This window comes from uncultured Limnohabitans sp. (assembly GCF_937889215.1).
Classification (GTDB): Bacteria; Pseudomonadota; Gammaproteobacteria; order Burkholderiales; family Burkholderiaceae_C; genus Limnohabitans_A.
In genome coordinates this window covers 1-3,360 of the sequence record NZ_CALBEX010000029.1, presented here as the reverse complement: position 1 = coordinate 3,360, position 3,360 = coordinate 1, and the positions used below count along the sequence as shown (strand labels likewise).

At 59.1% G+C, this 3,360-nt stretch carries 4 protein-coding genes; all 4 read left to right on the top strand.

The annotated features are described in order from the left end of the window. A partial coding sequence (locus Q0341_RS00710; protein ID WP_299509871.1) for a tripartite tricarboxylate transporter permease occupies positions 1-928 on the top strand: 928 nt, incomplete at its 5' end. Between the two features lie 44 nt (positions 929-972). Further along, positions 973-1,833, top strand: a complete 861-nt coding sequence (locus Q0341_RS00705) for a MaoC family dehydratase N-terminal domain-containing protein (RefSeq protein ID WP_299509869.1) — start codon at positions 973-975, stop codon at positions 1,831-1,833. Between the two features lie 41 nt (positions 1,834-1,874). Further along, the gene (locus Q0341_RS00700) at positions 1,875-3,005 is read left to right on the top strand and encodes an alpha/beta hydrolase (RefSeq protein ID WP_299509867.1); all 1,131 of its coding nucleotides are present in this window, start codon (positions 1,875-1,877) and stop codon (positions 3,003-3,005) included. Positions 3,006-3,032: 27 nt separating this feature from the next. Then, the coding region (locus Q0341_RS00695) for a CoA transferase (protein ID WP_299509865.1) at positions 3,033-3,360 on the top strand (328 nt) is incomplete at its 3' end.

The window sequence follows — 3,360 nt, the reverse complement described above, 5'->3', positions numbered from 1 at the left end:
GGCGAGCATCATCGGTGCCTTCCTGTGCTTCTTGCTGGCCGCCCCAATTGCGCGCCTGACCTTCGTGCCGGTCAACCTGATCGCGCCGGCCATGATCATGTTGATCTGCTTTGCCGCCTTCCAGGCTCGCCGCGATCTGACCGACTTGCTGGTGTTGTTCGCCATTGGGATTTTGGGTATCTTCTTGCGCCGTTTTGGCTGGCCAAGACCTGCATTCTTGATCGGCTTTGTTCTCTCGGGCCAAGTTGAAGCCTATCTGTATCAGGCGTTGCAGTTTTATGGCTGGGGTTTCTTGCAGCGCCCGGGCGTGCTCATCATCGGTGCGCTGGCTGTGGGCTCCTTGCTGATGGCGGTTCGCACCCGTGTTTCGGAAGACGGCGCAGTTGAGAAAGGCTCGAATAACACGCCATTGGAACCCGGCGCCACAAGTGGCTTGACGCTGACCCATCGCAAGCCTCAACTGGTGTTTGCCGTGATCGTGTTGGCGATGTTCGCCTATGGCGTGATTAGCAGCATGCCCAACTCCTTCCTGGGCGCCGTGTTCCCACTCTCCACTGCCGCGCTCATGCTGGTGTTTGCAGGGGTCATTGTGTGGAAATTGATCGCTGGTGCGCCCGGCCACTCCACTCACTACGACCAGGAGGTGGCAGCACATGCTAAGGGTGAACACGATGGCAGCTCGGTTTGGTCATCGGTGCTGTGGTTTGCCTTCCTGTTTGCGATGACGGCATTGATCGGCTTCATCTTGGCCCTGGCGATTTTCATCACCAGCTACCTGGTTCGTCGCACATCGCTCGGCTGGCCCAAGAGCTTGCTCTACACCGGGCTGTGCATTGCCTTCATGACCACACTGGGCCACTTTCTGACGCTGGATTTTCCTGCTGGCTGGCTTCAACGCCTGGTGGAGTTGCCCTGGCCACTCAAATAGGCGCTGCGCTGTACCACTCAAACTCTTGAATTCAAAAGATTGATATGAATACCTCTGCAATAGATCTGACTGCCTGGGTCGGTCGCACGGAAACCGTGTCCGATGTAGCCACCGCCACACCTTACGCGGCTTTGTCGGCCACCTTTGACCGACTATCTGAGCGCCCGGCGTCGGGCACCGCATTGCCTGCGCTATGGCACTGGCTGTACTTTTTGCCAATCCATCGGCAGTCGGAAATCGGAAACGACGGACACGCCAAGCGGGGTGGATTCTTACCCCCAGTTCCATTGCCGCGGCGCATGTGGGCTGGTAGCCAGTTTCAGTTTCACCAGCCACTGCGCATTGGCGATGCCATGACGCGCACCTCAACCATCGAGAGCGTGGCCGAAAAGTCCGGTCGCACCGGGCCCCTGGTGTTCGTCAAGGTGCGCCACGAGGTTCGCGTGGGCGAGCAGACCGACGTGGCGCTGACCGAGTTCCACGACATCGTGTACCGCGAAGCGGCCCGGACTGACGACGTGGCACCGCAGCCCAAAGCCGCGCCCGCCAGCTCGACCTGGGAGAAGAAATGGGTGCCCGATGACGTGTTGCTGTTCCGGTATTCGGCGCTCACCTTCAACGGCCACCGCATTCACTACGACCGCAAGTACGTGACTGAGGCGGAGGGTTACCCCGGCCTGATCGTGCACGGCCCCATGGTGGCCACCTTGTTGCTCGACCTGTTGCGTCACCAGGTGCCTGATGCCGAATTGGCCAGCTACGAATTCCGAGCCGTGCGCCCCGTATTTGACATCAACCACTTTTACGTCTGCGGCGAACCACAGCCGGATGGCAAGACCGTTCGCCTCTGGGCCAAGGACCACGAGGGCTGGCTGACCATGGACGCGGTGGCCACGCTGCGCTGAACAACCAGGGGAGACCGATGAAAACCAACCAGGAGAGACCCATGAAGACCATCAAGACCGTACTTTTCTCATCGGCTATTGCCGCCATCGCCACCTTGACGGGCTGTGCTTCCGTGTCGCAGCAAGCCGGGCACGCGTCTTCGGCGCAAAGATCGTTTTTCTATGTTGGGGGCACCTACACGGGCGCTCCTGGCAAAGAACTGATGATGGGGCAAATGTATGTTGAGAAACTGCAGCCCAAAGAGGTGAAGCAGCCCTACCCACTGGTCTTGATCCACGGAGCGGCCCAAACAGCCACCAATTGGATGATGACGCCAGATGGGCGGATGGGGTGGGCCGACCACTACTTGAACCAAGGCTACGTGGTCTACATGGTTGACCAACCTGCGCGCGGACGATCGGCCTGGCACCCCGACATCAATGGCAAGTTGAGGATGTTCACCGCGCAGCAGCTTGAAACCTTGTTCACAGCCTCGGCCGAACTCGGCAAATGGCCCCAGGCGAAGTCGCACACCCAGTGGCCTGGCAGCGGTCGGCGTGGAGACCCCGTTTTTGACGCCTTCTACGCCACCCAAGTGGAGTCCCTGGCCAGTGATGGCGAAACACAAACGTTGGCGCAAAAAGCAGGTGCAGCCTTGCTTGACAAGATTGGCCCTGCGGTGCTATTGACCCATTCACAGTCGGGACTGTTGGGGTGGGTGATCGCAGAGGCTCGCCCCCAACTGGTGAAGGCCATCGTGGCGATTGAGCCTTCGGGCCCGCCGTTTCACAACAACAATGCGAACAAATCCAAAGCACGGGCCTGGGGCATCACGGACATCCCGGTGACATACGACCCGCCCGTCACCGATCCCGCCCAAATCCAGACCGCTGCTCAGCCCACACCCGATGGGGATGGATTGATCGCTTGCACTTTGCAGGCCGAACCGGCAAGAAAGCTCGTCAACTTTCAAAAGATTCCAGTGCTGGTGACCGTTTCCGAAAGCTCGTACCACGCGCCCTATGACCACTGTACGGCCAAGTACCTACGTCAAGCCGGTGCACCAGTGGAGTTCATTCGTTTGCAGGAGCGTGGAATTCGTGGCAACGGCCACATGGTCATGCTCGAAAAGAACAACATTCAAGTCGCGGATTTCCTGCACGGATGGATCAGCACCCACGTGAAGCGTTGATCAAAACTTTGCCAAGGACTTTTCGCCATGCAACCACTCAAAGGCATCACTGTCGTCACCCTGGAACACGCGATTGCCGCGCCGTTTGCCACCCGCCAGCTCGCAGATCTGGGCGCACGCGTCATAAAGATCGAGCGCCCAGGTGTGGGTGACTTTGCGCGCGGCTACGACACGCGCGTGCGCGGCATTGCCTCGCATTTCGTCTGGACCAATCGCAGCAAGGAAAGCCTGACACTGGATGTCAAACACCCAGAAGCCCAAAAAATACTCAAACGCCTCATTGAGGAAGAAGCTGACGTGGTGGTACAAAATCTGGCACCCGGTGCCGCCGCCCGCCTGGGCCTCTCGTATGAGG

What these genes read in the sequence shown, in the direction of transcription:
- Q0341_RS00705 (WP_299509869.1), top strand. Translation starts at nt 973, where the DNA reads ATGAATACCTCTGCAATAGATCTGACTGCCTGGGTCGGTCGCACGGAA.
- Q0341_RS00700 (WP_299509867.1), top strand. Translation starts at nt 1,875, where the DNA reads ATGAAGACCATCAAGACCGTACTTTTCTCATCGGCTATTGCCGCCATC.